Annotated in this window: 13 protein-coding genes and 1 pseudogene; 10 read left to right on the top strand and 4 right to left on the bottom strand. The window is 57.7% G+C overall.

Going from position 1 to position 15,082, the window contains the following annotated elements:
• Positions 1-69: 69 nt before the first annotated feature.
• The 7 genes and pseudogenes from NITMOv2_RS24065 (at position 70) to NITMOv2_RS17380 (ending at position 6,190) form a co-directional block, all read left to right on the top strand.
• Entirely contained in the window at positions 70-240 is a 171-nt protein-coding gene (locus NITMOv2_RS24065; RefSeq protein ID WP_187299257.1) for a hypothetical protein, read from the top strand.
• 123 nt (positions 241-363) lie between these two features.
• Positions 364-786, top strand: a complete 423-nt coding sequence (locus NITMOv2_RS17405) for a hypothetical protein (protein WP_145976406.1) — start codon at positions 364-366, stop codon at positions 784-786.
• 33 nt (positions 787-819) lie between these two features.
• Positions 820-1,107, top strand: a pseudogene (locus NITMOv2_RS25155) (DUF3892 domain-containing protein).
• Positions 1,108-1,253: 146 nt separating this feature from the next.
• Positions 1,254-3,035, top strand: coding sequence for a DEAD/DEAH box helicase (locus tag NITMOv2_RS17395; RefSeq protein ID WP_187299256.1), 1,782 nt, complete (start codon positions 1,254-1,256; stop codon positions 3,033-3,035).
• 380 nt (positions 3,036-3,415) lie between these two features.
• Positions 3,416-4,330, top strand: coding sequence for a dCTP deaminase domain-containing protein (locus NITMOv2_RS17390; RefSeq protein WP_053381068.1), 915 nt, complete (start codon positions 3,416-3,418; stop codon positions 4,328-4,330).
• A 452-nt stretch (positions 4,331-4,782) separates the two neighbouring features.
• Positions 4,783-5,628 carry a formylglycine-generating enzyme family protein gene (locus NITMOv2_RS17385; protein WP_145976404.1) on the top strand — a complete coding sequence of 282 codons (846 nt, stop codon included), beginning with the start codon at positions 4,783-4,785 and terminating at the stop codon, positions 5,626-5,628.
• A gap of 100 nt (positions 5,629-5,728) precedes the next feature.
• Positions 5,729-6,190, top strand: a complete 462-nt coding sequence (locus NITMOv2_RS17380) for a cytochrome c family protein (protein ID WP_053381067.1) — start codon at positions 5,729-5,731, stop codon at positions 6,188-6,190.
• 6 nt (positions 6,191-6,196) lie between these two features.
• Here NITMOv2_RS17380 and NITMOv2_RS17375 read toward each other — a convergent pair whose 3' ends face one another.
• The 3 genes from NITMOv2_RS17375 to bioF form a co-directional block, all read right to left on the bottom strand.
• Positions 6,197-7,366, bottom strand: coding sequence for a PilT/PilU family type 4a pilus ATPase (locus NITMOv2_RS17375; protein WP_053381066.1), 1,170 nt, complete (start codon positions 7,364-7,366; stop codon positions 6,197-6,199).
• A gap of 28 nt (positions 7,367-7,394) precedes the next feature.
• The gene (locus NITMOv2_RS17370) at positions 7,395-8,453 is read right to left on the bottom strand and encodes a type IV pilus twitching motility protein PilT (protein ID WP_053381065.1); all 1,059 of its coding nucleotides are present in this window, start codon (positions 8,451-8,453) and stop codon (positions 7,395-7,397) included.
• A gap of 155 nt (positions 8,454-8,608) precedes the next feature.
• On the bottom strand, positions 8,609-9,769 hold the full coding sequence (gene bioF / locus NITMOv2_RS17365) for an 8-amino-7-oxononanoate synthase (RefSeq protein ID WP_053381064.1): 1,161 nt from the start codon (positions 9,767-9,769) through the stop codon (positions 8,609-8,611).
• Between the two features lie 155 nt (positions 9,770-9,924).
• Here bioF and NITMOv2_RS17360 point away from each other — a divergent pair, with 155 nt between their 5' ends.
• Positions 9,925-10,695, top strand: a complete 771-nt coding sequence (locus tag NITMOv2_RS17360) for a tetratricopeptide repeat protein (RefSeq protein ID WP_053381063.1) — start codon at positions 9,925-9,927, stop codon at positions 10,693-10,695.
• A gap of 43 nt (positions 10,696-10,738) precedes the next feature.
• Here NITMOv2_RS17360 and NITMOv2_RS17355 read toward each other — a convergent pair whose 3' ends face one another.
• Positions 10,739-12,025 (bottom strand): lytic transglycosylase domain-containing protein, encoded by a 1,287-nt coding sequence (locus NITMOv2_RS17355; protein WP_053381062.1) that lies wholly within the window; start codon positions 12,023-12,025, stop codon positions 10,739-10,741.
• Positions 12,026-12,325: 300 nt separating this feature from the next.
• Here NITMOv2_RS17355 and NITMOv2_RS17350 point away from each other — a divergent pair, with 300 nt between their 5' ends.
• Both NITMOv2_RS17350 and serA read left to right on the top strand, forming a co-directional pair.
• Positions 12,326-13,468 (top strand): pyridoxal-phosphate-dependent aminotransferase family protein, encoded by a 1,143-nt coding sequence (locus NITMOv2_RS17350; protein ID WP_053381061.1) that lies wholly within the window; start codon positions 12,326-12,328, stop codon positions 13,466-13,468.
• A 30-nt stretch (positions 13,469-13,498) separates the two neighbouring features.
• Complete coding sequence (gene serA / locus NITMOv2_RS17345) at positions 13,499-15,082, top strand: phosphoglycerate dehydrogenase (protein WP_053381060.1); 1,584 nt, start codon at positions 13,499-13,501, stop codon at positions 15,080-15,082.

The following is a 15,082-nucleotide window of genomic DNA, read 5'->3' as shown; positions in this document are numbered from 1 at the left end:
CTTTATATATATCAATATGTCAATGCATATTGTTGACTATACGGAATATGGCCAGTAGAGTGCCGGCCCATGACCAAGCCCAAAAAGGAAAAGCCTCGAAAAACCTATGCGATCAGCTTCAACCGGGAGCTGATGCTGGAGCTGCAGCATCTGGCGCTGGATGAGGATCGATACGTCAATGAGATGCTAGAGGAGGCCACCAGAGACCTGCTGAAGAAGTACAAGGAGAAAGCCAAGTAGGGCCGTCCTAGACGGGTCTAATAGCCCTGTCTATTGCGCCAGGTGATTACTTCAAGGACAAGGCGTTATGGTGCGCACGCTTTATAGGCTCGCTGCTTCATTTCGGATGAATGGAGGTGCAGAGTGAAATGGCTTGGCCCCCTGCTAGTTTCCATCCTTGCTGCCTGCACCACTTTGACTCCGGAACAAGAACTTCATCTTAAAACCATAGCTGCTACGCCGGTTGTCTGCAGTAAAGGAGACGACTGCGAGATGAAGTGGGGACGTGCGATCGCGTGGATTTCGAGAAATTCGCAATGGAAAATCCAAACGCAGACCGACAACATTATCCAGACCTATACGCCGATTGGAGCCTCGGCGGCCAGCGGCTTCCTGGTGAACAAGGTGCCGCTAGGGGACGGCCGATACGAGATTATGATGACGTCGGGTTGTGCGAATTTTATCGGCTGCATCCCTGACGCTACAACGCTGCGAGCACGATTTAATGAATTTGTTTTGGGACCAGAGGCTCTACCATCAGTGTCTGCTTCGCCGGCTTCGAAGTAAGGCTAGCGCTCTCCTTGAACGAAAGGGGCACCTATGGCCGACCCTCATCAGATCCATTGTATCAACAAGACCGACCGCTACAACGCCCATGAACGAATCTAATTCGTCGGCGGCGTCAATGCAGATGGAACAAGATGGAAGCTGTCGCAGCAGGAAGCGATCGATGGCATCGAGGCGGGAAAGTGGATGTTTTATGTGAGCGTCAATGGCGAGTCTGTATGGGTGATCGTCGCCACTAGCCAATATGGGAACATGTATCTAAAGACTGAGAGTGGTGGAGAGCAGCCCAATAACCTGTTGAGCTTGCCGGAGTGTTCGTGACGAGAACAACTTCGCTTTTTCGCTGTCGAGGAGTTACTTGATGCTCCGCTTTCAGATCACACCCGATATCCTCTTTCTCGATATCCTGGGTGACGCAATCAATGAGGCCATCCGGACAACTAAAAACCGGCGAAATAGGGTTCACAATGCCTTTTGATCCCCGCTTCAATATAGAAACGAATGACTGCCTCCGGATACCTCAACGAGATGGATGGAAGCGCATCCGTGAGCACTATCAGGACCCTGAAGCGGAACGGGAGATTGGAATAGTTCTTCCAGTGGGATGTGGCAAGTCGGGCCTTATATCCATTACTCCCTATGCAATGAAAGTTCGGAGGGCTTTGATTATTGCGCCCGGCACAAAGATCAGAGAGCAGCTCGCCGATGACATGCGTGCGAATAGTGCTACCAATTTTTATCAGCGTTGCAAAGTCCTTTCTCCTGAATTTGAATTCCCCGAGGCAGCCGTTGTTGCGAGTGGGCGAGTCAATCTGGATGATCTTCGCCATTGTGATATAGCTGTCGCCAATATCCACCAGATATCTGGCGAGGAAAATCAATGGCTCGATGCCGTAGGTCCGGAGTTTTTCGATCTCATCTTGGTCGACGAAGCCCATCACAATCCTGCTGAGAGCTGGCAGCAGGTCAAGCGTCGTTTTCCGAATGCTCGAATCGTTAACTTCAGCGCAACCCCGACAAGGGCAGATGGTCGTCTCATGGAGGGGCGACTCATATACTCGTTCCCTATTTTGCGGGCAATTGAGGAAGGATACGTCAAACGCCTTCGGGCGAAGATGCTGCGCCCATCAGAATTGCGTTACGTTGACCGCTCTGCTGGCGAAGAACGGGTGATCGGTCCAGAGGAAGTAAGGAAGCTTGGCGAAGAAAATGCTGAATTTCGGCGCGGGATAGTCATGTCTGACCACACACTTGGGTCCATTGTTGACCAATCCATTGCTGAGTTGAGGCGCTTACGGGGTGAAACAGGAGAGGGGAAGCTGAAAATCATCGCCTCAGCGTTGAATCAAGATCATTGCATCCAGATCACGGAGGCGTTTCGAGGGCGAAATCTTCGCGCAGCATATGTGCATTCGCGGGAAGGAACTGAGGCTAATCAGCGAGTATTTGCTCAGCTCGAGAGGCATGATCTGGATGTGATCGTGCAAGCTCGTATGCTCACTGAAGGATTCGACCATAAGTATCTTGCAGTCGCCATGGTGGGCAGCATCTTTGCTAATCTTGGCCCGTTTGTTCAGTTTGTCGGTCGCGTTATGAGAGCTATTAAGCCAAGCTCACCGGGTCATCCATTGAATCAGGCTGTTGTTGTGTTTCACCTCGGCGGCAATGTTGCTCAGAGATGGAACGACTTCCGCAAGTTCAGCCTAGCAGATCAAGACTACTTTGCCCAACTACTGCCTGAAGTTGAAGAAATTGAGTTCAAAGGTGAGGTCGTTGAGCGAGAGCCAGGTGGCGGCGGGATCGATTCGGTTGAAGTATTAGAGGAACGGGGGGTCCGCGCAGCGGATATGGAGCCGATAGGGGATCCCCAGGCAGCTGAGCTTCTTCGTCAGATTGCCGCCATGGGAGTGACACCAGAGCAAGCAGCACATGAAATTCAACGCATTCGGATGACCCGACAAGATCGCCGAGTAGCAAGACGGGCGGCCTTAAACGACCGTGAGCAAAACGAGGCGGGCGGCATTCTTCGTCGGTTGCAAATTAATCCAGGCGGGCGGACGCTTGACCCGGCCCACCGGAAGAACAATGTGGCATGGACTATCGCTGAGTTACATAGACGTATAAATGAGCATGTTGGCGGTGCAAATGCAGACCGCCAGAACTTCACATTGGATCAGCTTGATCAAGCGCATAATGCTTTGCCTGATATTGTACATACCTTAGAGGAGCAATTAGGCCATGGGGTATAAGTCGCTCATTGTGACCATGGAGATAACTACTGCTGGCAGGGGCCACTATTGCCGCTACAACAAGAGACATCGAATTGAAAAGGGGGATAAGAGACTCACGGTCAGATCTGACGGGAACGAGCACCGCTATTGCCTTCCTTGCGGGAGAATCTTTTTGACGCGAGCTCTTGAGCGACTTCGTTTCCATCTCCAAGAACTAGAAGCTGCTTTGTCGAATTCGTAGTTTCATGGGGCAACATTGCGGTATCTGGCACGGCATCCTCAGCAACATTAACCAGGGGACGATCATACGTTATTGTGGAGGACCATATTATCATTCTCTGTCTCACAGACCAATGTAAAGATATAGACAGGTGGCAGCACAAACGCATGGAGGCATCATGATTTTAGTGGACCACCAAATAAGAGATGCCGTTCGGGACGGTAAGCTTGGAATTGAAAACTTCAGTGAGGACCTGGTCCAGCCCGCGAGCTATGATCTGCGGATCGGTAACCTAGTCTATAGTCCTTCATCATCGCACCCAGACCAGCCAGTCAATCTCTCAGAGAATGGCCGTGCATACAGGATTCCACCGTACGGCACCGCACTCCTGATGACTCATGAAACGCTTACCATCCCTATAAACATGATCGGTCGGTTCGGTCTTCAATCTCGATATGCCAGAAGGGGGCTCATTGCTTCGACAGGGCCACAGGTAGATCCCGGATATAAGGGCAAACTTTCCGTCTCACTCCTTAACCTCACGCCCGCTTCTCATGTGATTTCTTATCTAGATCCATTCTTGTCGATCGAATTTCATTCTTTGGATGAGACCCCCGATCGTCCTTATCACGGGCCATATCAAAACATGAAGGCGATCGGTCCGGAGATTCTAGAAGACTTGGTCCGTCTTGAGGGAGTGAATCTCGCCCAGATGCAGAGCCAATTCACAGAGCTTACTCAGCACGTCCAGGAATGGACGAGTCTTGCAAGGAGATTTGACGACTTTCTTAATGAGATGCGTCGACAGACAGCAGCGTTTGAAGAATTCGCAAGGCGTATAACGGACTCCGAGCAGCAAGCTCCCAGAGAGGTAAGACAGATAAGTCAGAAGCAGGCCATGGAAGAGGTGCTTGAGTTGTTTAGAACGCGAGGCAGACTCTACTATAGCGATATTGCTGAAGCTTTGAGATTAGACTTTTCGACTGTAATTCAAGCGTGTGAAGCGCTTGAGAGGCAAGGCTTTATTGAGGGAGGCTCGTATGGGAAGAAGAGAACTAAAAGAGTTAGCCCTAAACGTAAATCGAAACTATAGAGATGCTATTGCGGGCGAACAAATTATTGCGCAAGCTAGACAGATTGGAAGGGTACAAGTGGTGCCAGGGACCTCGACGCATAAGATGCAAGAGGTAGTTCTTCGTAAAAATGTTCTTTGCGTTATTGACCGGGCATTCTGCCTTACAGACGGAGAAATGAAGCTAAAAAAGGATTAGTGCTCACTCTAATCGTTTTCCTGACAGCCAATCCGCTGGCAATGCGAACATAGTACCCGCCGTTTCAGGCTGCCTGCACCACGCCTTGGAAGGGAATGGCCCAAGCGCCAAAGGCTGCATTACAAAAGTCCTTGAATCCCGTTGGGGACACCACACTCGGGGCACCATTTTTCTAAACCTCCTGCTCCGTTGAGTTTGCGGGCGGTCGCGCTGTACACTTCTGCTCGATTGTCGGAGGATTCGAGCCTGAGGGGGCTCGGCAGGAGGAGGCGATATGGCACACCGGTCTATCCGATTGTCTATTCTCTTAATCATGCTGGCCTCCGGAGTCCTGGCTGCTGAGACGCCGGTGGCGAAAAACGGCACGGGTTCCGAGACGGTTCGAGGCAAGGACGGGGCGCCGATGATTTTGATTCCGGCCGGTCCCTTTTTGATGGGCAGCAACGACGGCCTCCCGAACGAGCGACCGGAGCACACGGTGACGTTGCCGGCCTATTACATTGATCAGTTCGAGGTCACCGCCGGCCGCTACCAGAAATTTATCGAATCGGCCAATCGCAACATCCCTCCCACCTGGGACGACGAAGCGGCGCAGGCAATGGGAGATCTGCCGGCGGTGGGGATGTCGTGGAATGACGCCGCCGCCTATTGCAAGTGGGCGGGAAAGCGTCTGCCCACCGAGGCGGAATGGGAAAAGGCCGCCAGGGGTACTGACGGCCGGCGGTATCCCTGGGGACATATGCAGCCGTTTGTCGACATCGCCAACTACAATCGCGGCATGTGGGTCAGTGAAGCGGTCACGTTGGTGCCGGTCAACAGCGGGCTGGAAGGGATGAGCGTCCGTCATGGACTGAAGGAAGGCGGGAAGAGCCCGTACGGCTTGTTCCACATGGCCGGCAATGCCGCCGAGTGGGTAGCCGACTGGTACGACCGTGAATTTTATCAAAAGTCACCGGCGGCGAATCCCACAGGACCGGCAAGCGGAGAAAAGCGGGTGATCCGGGGCGGATCGTGGGCGGACCTCCCCAACGCCCTGCGCGTGACCGCGCGGTTTTCCGCGGAGCCGGACTACGAAGACCGGACCATCGGCTTTCGGTGCGCAATGGATGCCGGTAAGTGATCGCGTCCTTCGTCGCCGGTGCCATCTTATTCCGTCACTGATGACACCTCCCTCCGCTAGTCCGCCGGAACAGCCCTCCGGAATTCCGGAGCGGGCGGTCGTGCTGCTCGTGGTCGGACTGGTACTGCTGTACGCCCTGTGGACCCTTCGCACGCCGAGCCCGTCCTCTGGTGTCCCGGACGCCGTGGCAACCGCCGCAACGGGGGCATTGTCTCCGGAGCGGATTCCCTTGGTCACCGGTGACGAGCCGATCGCCGACATTTTTACGAAGGCCGGATGCGTCGTGTGTCACAGTATTCCCGGGATCCCCGGTGCGAACGGACAGGTGGGGCCGCCGTTGCTGCTCGGGACAACGGGCCAGCAACGGCTTCAGGATCCAGAGTACCGCGGCCAGGCCAAGACGGTTCACGAATATGTGGTGGAGTCGGTGGTGGAGCCCCGCCGGTTTATCGTCCAGGGCTATCCCGCTGAAACGATGCCGACGTGGTACGGCTCGAAGCTGAGCGCGCTGGCGCTGGAAAGAATCGCGGCGTATTTGGAGCGGCAGACCGAGGTACGTTGAAGGCGGTCAACGCTTGCGCAGCGGCGTGACGTTTCCCGATCCTTGGATTTTGAACGCGTTGCCGGCCGAGGCGCCGGACTGTTTGTCCAGCAGCGCATTGACGGCGTCATCCCCCTTCAGGCCTTCCAACTTGATCTTCAGGCGCAGGTTGTTGGCGCTGTCGGCGTTGATCAGCGCCTGCTCCAGGCTGATCTTGTTCGCCTTGTACAGTTGAAACAGGACGTGATCGAAGGTTTGGCAACCTTCGTCGATGCCCTGCTCCATCGCTTCCTTCAACGTATCCACTTCGGCCTTCTTGATCAGATCTTTGATGCGCGGTGTATCCAGCATGATCTCGAGCGCCGGCACGCGCTTGCCGTCGAGGGATGGAATCAGGCGCTGACTGATGATCGCGCGCAGATTCAACGACAGCTGCAGATAGATCTGCGCGTGCCGCTCGACCGGGAAGAAGTTCATGATGCGCTCGATCGCCTGGTTCGCGTTGTTCGAGTGCAGTGTCCCGATGCAGAGGTGGCCGGTTTCAGCGAACGTGATCGCAGCCTCCATCGTTTCGGTGTCCCGGATTTCCCCGATGAGAATGACGTCCGGCGCTTGCCGCAACGTGTTCTTCAGGGCGTTTTGGAAGTTCAGGGTATCGAAGCCGACCTCGCGCTGCGTGATGATCGACTTCTTGTGCTGATGGACGAACTCGATCGGATCTTCGACGGTGATGATGTGGCCCGGGTGGATGGAGTTGCGATGGTCGATCATCGCCGCCAGCGAGGTGGATTTACCGGATCCCGTCGCGCCGACGACCAGGACCAACCCCCGCTTCGTCATCGCGATGTCTTTGATGATCGGCGGCAGCTGGAGCTGCTCCACCGTCTGAATCTCGGCCTTGATGTGGCGGAAGACCAAGCCGACGTTGCCCTTCTGCCGGAAGATGTTGACCCGAAAGCGCCCGAGCTCTTTGTAGTAGAGCGCGAGGTTCATCTCCATCTTTTCTTCGAACTCGCCCCGCTGCTGGCCGCGCATCAGGGCCAAAGCCAATGCTTCCAGCTGTTCGTTCGTAAACGGCGGCGCGTCGGTCTGTTGGGTGGCGCCGTGAATCCGATAGATCGGCGGAGCCTCGACGGTCAGATAGAGGTCGGAGGCTTCGCGGTCCACCATGACTTTCAAGAGACTGCGGATATCCATACCGTCGCTCCCTGCTTCTTTCTTGCGCTTATGCCGCCCCGCTCACCGCGGAGCCGAACAAATTCGGGTTCATGCTGCGCGATTGCGCTTCGGCCTTGTGGACGATGCCGCGCGTCGCCAGATCGAGCAGCGCCATATCCATAGTCTGCATGCCGTCCTTCTGGCTCGCCTGCATGATGCCGGGAATCTGATGCAGCTTCGCTTCACGGATCAAATTGCGCACGGCGGTCGTGGCGACCATGATTTCCAGCGCGGCCACGCGCCCGCCGGCTTTCTTCTTGAGCAGCGTCTGTGTGATGACGGCTTCCAGCGCCTCCGAGAGCTGGGTTCTGATCTGCGCCTGTTGCGACGGCGGGAACGCGTCGATGATACGGTCGATGGTTTTCGGCGCGCTGGACGTGTGCAGCGTGCCGAATACCAGGTGACCGGTTTCGGCCGCCGTCAAGGCCAGCTGAATCGTTTCCAAATCCCGCATTTCGCCCACGAGGATAATGTCCGGGTCTTCGCGAAGGGCGGATTTGAGTGCGTTGGCGAACGACAAGGTATGGACGCCCAGCTCGCGTTGATTGACCAGACACTTCTTAGATTTATGGACGAACTCGATGGGGTCTTCGATGGTGATGATGTGGCCCTCGAACGTATTGTTCAGATAGTCGACCATGCCGGCGAGGGTGGTCGATTTACCGGACCCGGTCGGACCGGTGACGAGGATCAATCCCTTTTCCTTGTCGCAGAGCTGCCGGATGACCGGCGGCATGCCGAGTTTTTCCAGCGGCAGAATCTCGGTCGGAATGTTCCGAAAGACGGCGCCCAGGCCGCGCTGCTGCACAAAGACGTTCACGCGGAACCGCGCGATGTCGCCCAGCTCGAACGAAAAATCGCACTCACGCTTCTCTTCGAAGTTCTTCCGCTGCGCGTCGTTCATCATGTCGTAGATGAGCGCATGCGTTTCGTCGGGAGTCAGCGCGGGATGATCCAGCTTCTTCAGGTCCCCGTGGATGCGGATCATCGGCGGCTCGCCGGCGCTGATGTGGCAGTCGGAGGCCCCTTCCTTCACGGAAAACGTCAGCAGCTTGGAAATATCCATCGATTACTCCGTCATGAATGAGGACAAACGCCGACTCTGGCTAGTAGTGCTTAAGAAGTTCGTCGGCGACGGAACTGTGTGCATCATGCCATAGCGAGGCGAGAAAGCAAGCAAATAGCCGTAAGATGTCGCGCGCGGCCGCGTGGAACGGAAGATTACAGCACGCCGGCTGTGCGCCCGGCTCGCTCGAAGGCGACCAGCGCTTCGTCGAGCTGGTCCGCTGTATGTTCGGACGTGACGGTGACGCGGATGCGGCTGGTGCCGTCCGGCACCGTGGGAGGCCGGATTGCGGGAGCCATCACGCCGTGGGCGAGCAACTGTTCGGCGAAGGCGATCGCCTGTGCCGCGGTGCCGACGAGGAGGGGAAGGATCGGGCTGACCGAGGCGGTGAGGCGAAAGCCCAAACGGCGCAAGCCTTCCGAGAACCGCCGCTGATTGGCCCAGAGTCTCGCTCGCCGGTCCGGCTCGTGTTGCATGACGCCGAGCGCCGCCGCTGCGGCCGCCATGGCGCCAGGCGGAGGAGCGGTGGTGAAGATAAACGGGCGGCTGGTGTTGATGAGATAGTCGATCAGGTCCTGCGGGCCCGCGACATACGCGCCGCTGCTGCCGAGCGCTTTGCCGAGCGTCCCCATATGGAACGGAATGGCGGATTCCATCGCGAAGTGTTCGATGGTGCCCCGCCCCGTCTCACCCATCACGCCTGTGCCGTGGGCGTCATCCACGTAGAGCGTGGCATCGTACCGTCGAGCCAGCGCCGCCAATTCCGGGAGGGGAGCCAGATCGCCATCCATGCTGAAGAGACCGTCGGTCACAATCAGCGTCGGCCGGCCCGGCTGTCTGCGTCTGAGGAGCGCTTCGACATGCGCACTGTCGGCATGTCGATAGACCCGGAAAGTCGCTCCTGACAGGCGACAGCCATCGATCAAGCTGGCATGACAGAGGCGATCGGCCAGAATCAGCCCGCCGCGGCCAATCAGACAGCCAATGACGCCAAGATTCGCCAAATAGCCGGAGCTGAAGGCGAGCGCCGCGTCCGTCTGTTTGAACGCGGCAATCGTGGATTCCAGTTCCTGATGCGGCGGGAGCGTGCCGGAGACGAGACGCGATGCGCCGGCGCCGGCGCCGTAACGTTGCGTCGCCTCCACCGAGGCCTGCACGACTTCGGGGTGAGTGGCCAGGCCCAAGTAATCGTTCGATGACAAGAGGATGACCCGGCGGCCGGAGAACTGCACCGTCGGCCCGGTGGCCGACGATAATCCTGTCAGGCGCCGGGTGAGGGAGTGAGCGGCAAGTTGATCAAGCTTGTGGCGAAACATTTTAGGGACTAGAGAATTAGGGACTAGAGAACCCTCTCTCAACGGTCTGCTCGTGAGAGCGGTGCATTGACACGGACCAGCATCCTTAGTATAAGGCACAGGTTCTAATCAAGAGGGGCCAGTTTCAATCTGAGTACGGATTGAGCGCACGTACCATGTCGTATCGAATCAAAGTGCCACCGAGAACCCTGCCGGTTGACGAAGCCCATCTCGTCAGCGGCCTGGAGCACTGGCTGTACGGCCTGAGGGAATATCGGCGCCCTCTCTTGGTGGGACTGCTGTTGATTGTGCTGGCCGGCGGTATCGTCGGCGGCGTCTTGTGGTACGACGCGCAGACGGCCGGCAAGGCGGAAGATTTGCAGCGGGAGGCGACCCTCCACTATTTGACCAGGCCCAGCGATGATCCGAAGAAGGCGGACGCCAATCTGAAAGAGGCGATCGCGCTTTATAAGAAGGTCGTCGAAGAATATCCCCGCACCCCTGCCGCGCCGCTGGCCCTCTTCAATTTGGGCAATTCATTGCTCCAAGCCAACGAAGTGGACGCCGCGATCGACGCTTACAAGCGGTTCATCGCGATGTACGGCCACAACACCTCTTTGTTGGGGCTGGTGCATCAGAAACTGGCTTATGCCTATCAGTTGAAAGGCGACCGCGATCAGGCCGCGAAAGCCTTCTCGACGATCCTGGACATTCCCGGCTCGTTGAATCGGGACCATGCGTTGTTTGAACTGGCCAGGTTGGAAGAAAGCCAGTCCAGACCGGAAGGCGCGCTGGCGCACTATCAAGAGCTGATGAAGACCTACCCCAACAGTCCGTTTGCCGGCGAAGCGGCGATCCGGATCAAGGCGCTCGAAGTCAAGAAGTCACCGGACCCCGCTCCCGCTGAGCCAGCTCCTCCTTCAGCACCACAACCCGATAAGAAGTAGCCCCAGCGCAGGGCCTGTGAGACTCACGGATCCGTGAACCCTGTCAGTGGGCGATGATCAGGAATTCTCCCGGCCTGATGATGGAGCCGGACAGGTTGTTGCGGGCCTTCAAGGTCTTCAGTGGAATGCGGAAACGCTTCGAGACCTTCTCCAAGGTGTCCCCGACGCGCACTTTATACCAGCGCGACGTGTCGGTCTTGACCTGGCGGCTCTTGGCCGGGAGAGGAGGGAACTTATATGTGGGGACCCGGTCAAGCAATTGAAGGACCTTTGCGCTGGTGCCCACCGGCACCTTCAAATGATAAGCCGAGTCATCGGGAGGAGTGGCGTCGCGCCGCAATTCCGGATTGAGGAGACGAAGCTCTTCGTACGGAATGCCGGTGGTATTGGCGATCGCGCGGAAGTGCAGGGGCCGGGTGACCACCACTTCTTCGAACTGATGGGGGGCCACCGGTTCTTGGCTGAATCCATATTGATCCGGATTCCGGGCGATGACGGTGGCGGCCATGATCCGGGGCACGTATTGCTTGGTCTCGCGGCGGATCAGTTTGGTCTTGGAAATGTCCCAGAACGTTTCCGCTTGCGCCTTGTGCAGGGCGCGCATGACTTTCCCTTCTCCGGCGTTGTACGCGGCCATCGCCAGCGGCCACGTCCCGAATAAATCGTAGAGATCCCGCAGATAACGGGCGGCGGCGACGGTGGATTTAATCGGGTCGCGGCGCTCATCGACGTAATGATCGATCCGCAGGCCATAGAGCTTGCCGGTCCCCTTCATGAACTGCCAGGGGCCGGTCGCCTTGGCGCGCGAATAGGCATAGGGATTGAAGCCGCTTTCCACCAGCGAGAGGTAAACCAAGTCGCTCGGCAGATTGAACTCCGCGAAGATATTCTCCACTAAGGGCCGATACCGGCTCAGCCGCGTCAACCATTGCTCGAAGCGGCTTCGAATGGAAGTATTGAAGAAATGGATGTGGCTTTGAACCGTCGGGTCGATGACGACGGGAATGTTGTACGCCGTCGCGGCGGCGGTCGATTGGGCGACATCGGCGGCTTCCGGCGAAGTCTCTCCAGAGGTGGAGGCTTGCCCGATGGCGTCGCCGGGATTGTGCGGCTTGTCGTCCGCCGCCGCACCGTCCGGAGGAACGACCGTCAATTCCGGCTCTAATGGAACAAGGTTCGCGTCAACGTCGTCCTCTTCCTGCTGCGGCTCAGCGACGGTCTGGTCAAGAGCCGCACTCTGTGCCCAGCCTGTCGATGGCTGCAGAACACCGAGCGGAAGGAGCGCAAAACAAATGGGAAGTAAGAAGGCGCCGGGACGGACAGATAACATCACATGAACCTCATGATTCTTGATGCAATCGCGTGCAGGATTTGGCTAGACTATCGATGAGTCGTTCGGTTGTCAAGAAAATGGACGTGTCAACCCGGCCATCTTTGGTAGCGGATCGCGTCGGGCGGGCGGATTAGCAACTAGCTGGTGCGCGAGCATACCGGAGAAAGGCCGTAAAAACGCCCTGAAAACTTCGCTGGTTGCGTTTGTGATTTCTTGACAGTTTCCGGGCGCCGGTGATAGCGTACCGGCTCTTTTCTGACGGCTTCCCACCGGATATCACCGAAGGAGGATCGATCAATGTTGAAGCGGTATTTGTTGGCGCCGGGGCCCACACCCGTGCCACCGGAAGTGCTGTTGGCGATGGCGCGGCCGATGATCCACCATCGGGCTCCGGAATTCGACCCGATCTTTGCGGAAGTGCGCGAGGGGTTGAAGTGGTTGTTCCAGACCCGCAACGACGTGCTGATGTTGGCCTCCTCCGGGACGGGCGGGATGGAAGGAGCCGTCTCCAATTTTCTTTCGCCCGGCGACAAAGCGCTCTTCGTGAACGGCGGCAAGTTCGGCGAGCGCTGGGGCAAGCTGTGCAAGACCTTCGGCGTTCAGGCCACCGAAATCAAGGTCGAATGGGGCCACGCGGTCAACCCGCAGCTCGTGGCCGATGCCTTGAAGAAGGACCCGGCTATCAAGGCGGTCTACGTGCAAGCGAGTGAAACCTCCACCGGTGTGTCACATGACGTGCGGGCGTTGGGCGAGATCGTCAAGGGTTACGATAATACGATTTTGGTCGTGGATGCGATCACCGCGCTGGGCGTGTTCGACATCAAGACCGACGCGTGGGGGTTGGACGTCGTCATTACCGGTTCACAGAAGGCTTTGATGCTGCCGCCCGGGATGGCGTTCGTCAGCGTGAGCGACAAGGCCTGGGCGCTGGCCGACAAGGCGAAGAATGCCGCATTCTATTTCAACTTCAAGAAGGAACGCGAAAACCAGATCAAGAATCAGACCGCTTTTACGCCGACTGTCTCGCTGATCATCGGCCTGCAGGAAGTCTTCAAGATCATGAAGGCCGAGGGGTTGGAAAAGATGTTCGCCCGGCAGGGCCGGTTGGCGCACGCGATGCGGGAAGGTGTGAAGGCGGCCGGGCTGTCGTTGTTCCCGAAGGAATCTCCCAGCGACGCGCTGACGGCCGTCTCCGCGCCGGAGGGCATCGATGGACAGGCGGTCTATAAGAATCTCCGCACGCAATACGGCATGACGGCGGCCGGCGGACAGGATCATCTGAAAGGCAAGATCTTCCGTTTGTCCCATATGGGGTACGCGGATACGTTCGACGTCATCGCGGCGCTGGCCGCGACCGAGATGGTGTTGAAGGGGCTCGGCCATCCGGTGAAGCTGGGGAGCGGTGTCGGCAAGGCGCAAGAAATCCTGATGGCGAAGTAACCGACGGCGAGGGACGCAATGGCGGCAGGGATGAAGATTCTGGTCAGTGACAGTTTGTCGAAACAGGGGGTCGAGGTCCTGGAGAAGGCCGGCTTTACCGTCGTGGTGAAGACCAAGTTGCCGAAGGACGAGCTGCTCAAGGAAGTGAAGGATGCCGACGGGCTCATCGTCCGGTCCGGGACCAAGGTGACGGCGGAGGTCATCGCCGCTGCCGAGAAGCTCAAAGTCGTCGGCCGGGCCGGCTCCGGGCTCGACAACGTCGATACGCCGGCCGCCACGCGGCGCGGCATCGTCGTCATGAATACCCCGGGCGGCAACACCGTCACGACGGCGGAGCACACCCTGTCGATGATCTGCGCCATGGCCCGCCGGATTCCTCAAGCCACTGCCTCCGTCAAAAGCGGCAAGTGGGAAAAAGATAAATTCATGGGGCTCGAGCTCTACAACAAGGTGCTCGGCATCGTGGGCGTCGGTCAAATCGGCGGCTATCTGTCCAAACTGGCGCAGGGCATCGGCATGAGCGTCGTCGCCTATGATCCGTACTTGGCGCAGGAGCGGGCGGAGAAGATGGGCGTCACCATGGTCGAGCTGGACGAATTGTTCCGTCGGGCGGACATCATTTCGGTGCATACGCCGCTCACGCCGGAAACCAAGGGGCTCATCAATGCCGCTGCCATCGCGAAGATGAAGCCGGGTGTCTTGATCGTCAATTGCGCCAGGGGCGGCATCGTGAACGAAACCGATTTGGTCGACGCGCTGAAGACCAAGCGGGTCGCGGCTGCGGCCTTCGATGTCTTCGACGAGGAGCCGGTCAAGGCGGACCATCCCCTGCTGACGCTTGACAATTTCATCTGCACGCCCCACATCGGAGCCCAGACGACGGAAGCGCAGGAAAACGTGGCGGTCGGCATTGCCGAACAGGTGGTGGAGTATTTCACGAAAGGCGTCGCCAAAGGCGCGGTCAATATTCCCTCCGTCCCCCCCGATCTGCTGCCGCGGCTACAGCCGTATCTCACGCTGGCCGAGAAGCTCGGCTCGCTCCAAACGCAGCTGTGCGAAGGCGGCATTGAGCGGGTGACCGTGGAATATAGTGGTGAGGTGGCCGGCCTGACCGTGGCGCCCCTGACCATTGCCGTTCTGAAAGGCTTGCTGACGCCGATCATGGAGTACGCCATCAACTATGTGAACGCCCCGATCGTGGCGAAGGAACGCGGCATTGAAGTCAAAGAGGTGAAGAGTTCGGATGCCGGCGACTTTACCAGCCTCATTCGTGTCCGGGTCGAGGCCGGCAAGGCGGCTCACCAGGTGGCGGGCACGCTCTACAACAAGAAGGATGCGCGGGTCATCGAAATCGATCAGTTCAAGGTGGAAGTGGTCCCGGAAGGCCACATGCTGCTGATCCACAATATCGATCGTCCCGGCGTGATCGGCATGGTGGGCAAGGTGTTGGGCGACCACAACATCAACATCGTGCGCATGCAATGCGCGTTGGAAAAGCGGGGGGGCAACGCGTTGCTGATCATCGGCTCGGATACGGATTTCCCCTCCACGGTGCTCGGCCAGATCAAATCCAGCTCGAACATTCTTTCGGTCAAAGTCGCAAACCTGTCATAG

The organism is Nitrospira moscoviensis (assembly GCF_001273775.1).
GTDB classification, from domain to species: Bacteria; Nitrospirota; Nitrospiria; order Nitrospirales; family Nitrospiraceae; genus Nitrospira_D; species Nitrospira_D moscoviensis.
Note: the sequence above shows the minus strand (reverse complement) of the source record. Positions and strands in the feature narration are given on the sequence as shown.